Genomic DNA, 3,045 nt, shown 5'->3' with positions numbered 1-3,045 from the left:
GTCTCGTGGGCTCGGAGATGTGTATAAGAGACAGATGCTCAATGGCGTGAGATTGTTGATTGTGTGCGCAATTCTAGCGATAAGTGTAATTGTGATATAAGTGGCGATATAAGTGCGTTGGTCAATTTTATTTCGCCGCTGCTTATTTCAGAGTGGGGAAAGCATCGTGAAGACGTGCTGTGGGATCCTGAAGTTGCGAAGAAGCTCGCAAAAGAAGAGGATGATAGAAAGTCCCGCGAGGCTCTTGCTGCGAAGTTTGCGCACGTTGAGGGTAATAAAGAATCTACGCAGGCACTTGATTAGTTTTTAGGTTGACTTATGTTTGATGCGAATGCTGCACGTCCGTAACGCGCGGCACAATGGAACCTATGACTGATATCGAGGAAACTCAAGAAGTTGCTAATAATGCAACAAAATCCGCAAAGCCTGAACTTCCAAAGAATGTTCGCGTGCGTTTTTGCCCTTCGCCAACCGGTACACCTCACGTAGGTATGGTTCGTACCGCGCTATTTAACTGGGCGGAGGCTCGCCATACTCACGGCAAATTGCTTTTCCGTATTGAAGATACCGATAATGAGCGCGATAGTGAGGAAAGCTACCAGCAGATTATTGAGGCTCTTCGTTGGCTCAATATTGATTGGGACGAGGGCATTGATGTTGGCGGAGATAACGGACCGTATCGCCAGTCCCAGCGCATGGAAATTTATAAAGACGTAGCACAAAAGCTTTTTGAAGCAGGATACGCTTATGAATCCTTCTCTACTCCTGAAGAAATTAAGGAGCGTAATATTGCTGCTGGTCGTCCTGCTGAATTTGGTTACGATGGCTACGATCGCAATCTTACGGAAGAACAGAAGCAAGCTTTCCGCGACGAAGGTCGCAAACCTGCACTTCGCTTGAAGATGCCAAATGAAGACATTACTTTTAACGATTTAATTCGTGGCGAAATCACCTTTAAAGCTGGATCTGTTCCAGATTATGTGATTGTGCGCCCGAATGGCGATCCACTTTATACGCTTACAAACCCTGTTGACGATGCGTTAATGGATGTGAACGTTGTTTTGCGCGGTGAAGATATTCTTAGCTCCACGCCTCGTCAGATTGTGCTTTACCGTTACCTTATGGAGATGGGCATTGCTAAGGAAACTCCACTTTACGGCCATATGCCTTACGTTATGGGCGAAGGTAAGAAGAAGCTTTCCAAGAGAGACCCTGAGTCCAACTTGTTCTTGCATAGAGATAACGGATTTATTCCAGAAGGCTTACTGAACTACTTGGCTTTGCTTGGCTGGTCGATCGCTCCTGATCGTGACGTGTTCACTATGGACGAAATGATTGAAAAGTTCGATGTGCGAGACGTTAAGGCAAATCCTGCACACTTTGACTTAGACAAGGCGATTTCCATCAACGCTGAGCATATTCGTATGCTCGATCCGCAAGATTTCTTGAATCGTTCTGTGCCTTACTTGCATAAGGATGGCGTAGTTAGCGCAGATAATTGGGATGCGTTAACTGACCGCGAGCGTGAAGTACTCACAGCTGCAGCTCCTCTTGTACAGCCTCGCGTGCGTTTGCTTGGTGAAGTCGCTGGAATGGTTGGAAGCCTGTTAAGCGAAGATGGCTACATTGCTCCAGATGACGACGCTCGTAAACAGTTGAAGGAATCTGCAGGCGAGGTTCTTGACGCTGCGCTCGCTGCTTTGAAGGGTGTTGATGCCGCTGATTGGCACACTGATTCCTTGCATGAGCTTTTGAATAAGAAGCTTGTTGAGGAAGCTGGTTACAAGCCGCGCTTGGCATTTGGTCCTGTGCGAGTTGCACTTTCTGGCCGTCGCGTTTCTCCGCCACTGTTTGAGTCCATGGAAATCGTGGGCAAAGACGTGACTTTGGCGCGTTTAGCTGGATTGCGTGAGCATTTGTAAATCACCAATAATTTATAAGCTCAAATAAAATTTGAACAAGGTGGGAACGTGGCACTATTGCCACGTTTCCACCTTTTTATTTGTTTTATGTTTCGTTTAATATATTTTCGACACGCCGCGGTTGCGTATTGAGTTGTTATGTTGTAAAGTCGCTATTTGTTGCGTCAAGAGGCGTAGCTGATAAATGAAAGCCCCCGTCGTCTAGCGGTCTAGGACTACGCCCTCTCACGGCGCCAACACCGGTTCAAATCCGGTCGGGGGTACGAAGACGGAACGGTCCCAAGAGCCGCGAAGCCTGCCAATTGGGGTATGGTGTAATTGGCAACACAGGTGATTCTGGTTCATCCATTCTTGGTTCGAGTCCAGGTACCCCAGCGAATAGCTCTCGTAGAACGAGGGCTTTTTTGTTATCTATCTGTATTCCTGCGATTTGCCTCAGCGCGCGGCTGTTTCTTTACGCGGCTGTAAAGTTTTTGTCGGATTAAGGCGATGAAACGGCAGTTTCTTTACATGCGTGCTCAGTTTTTGCCGTTTACCGCGCTTGTACACGCTTATCCCGTTTACTACGCTTGCCGCACGCTTCTTATGCAGCCTTAAAATCAAAAACCCCGGTGCGTGACCGGGGTTAGAGAAAGAAGAGAAGAAGAGAGGTTTAAGTTATTAAAGTCAAATTCAACTACTTGCTTGTAGTTTATTTCCTTTTGATGTATATATAATAACCACCTTATGCTGAGTGCAGTAATGCGATTACCTGTGAATTGTCTGTGAATTTGTAACTATTTTACTGAAATTGCACGTTTTTATCGCTTTTGGGTTATTTCTTATCAGTATTTGCTTAATTTAGTATTTTTGAATGTAAATAATTTATGTAAACTTGCGAACAAAATTGAGTGAGTCGCGGCATATCTGCCGTATGCTTAAAGTATGACTGATTCTGCACAATCCGAAGCTAATGCATCTGCGGCACTTCCTTTATCTGTTTCGGCGCGTTTAGGACGTTTGCAGTTCCATCTTTCTGGTAAATTCCGAGTGCTTCAGTGTGCAGATGTTCAAGATGGGTTACGTATTTCACAAGACACCATTCGACTTATTGCTTCTGCTTGCGATGCTGTGCGACCAGATC

The 3,045-nt window shown here is 45.8% G+C and carries 1 protein-coding gene, 2 tRNA genes and 1 pseudogene; all 4 read left to right on the top strand.

Annotation, left to right across the window (positions count from 1 at the left end):
• Positions 1-368: 368 nt before the first annotated feature.
• Complete coding sequence (gene gltX, locus A5295_RS00820; protein ID WP_004574127.1) at positions 369-1,922, top strand: glutamate--tRNA ligase; 1,554 nt, start codon at positions 369-371, stop codon at positions 1,920-1,922.
• 190 nt (positions 1,923-2,112) lie between these two features.
• Positions 2,113-2,185 (top strand) — tRNA-Glu (locus A5295_RS00815).
• A 40-nt stretch (positions 2,186-2,225) separates the two neighbouring features.
• Positions 2,226-2,297: transfer RNA gene (locus A5295_RS00810), tRNA-Gln, on the top strand.
• A gap of 549 nt (positions 2,298-2,846) precedes the next feature.
• Positions 2,847-3,045 (top strand): annotated as a pseudogene (locus A5295_RS00805) (serine/threonine protein phosphatase); the annotation flags it as partial.

Source organism: Gardnerella sp. 26-12 (genome assembly GCF_001660745.1).
GTDB classification, from domain to species: Bacteria; Actinomycetota; Actinomycetes; order Actinomycetales; family Bifidobacteriaceae; genus Bifidobacterium; species Bifidobacterium swidsinskii.
This window is presented reverse-complemented; position numbering and strand designations above follow the sequence as displayed.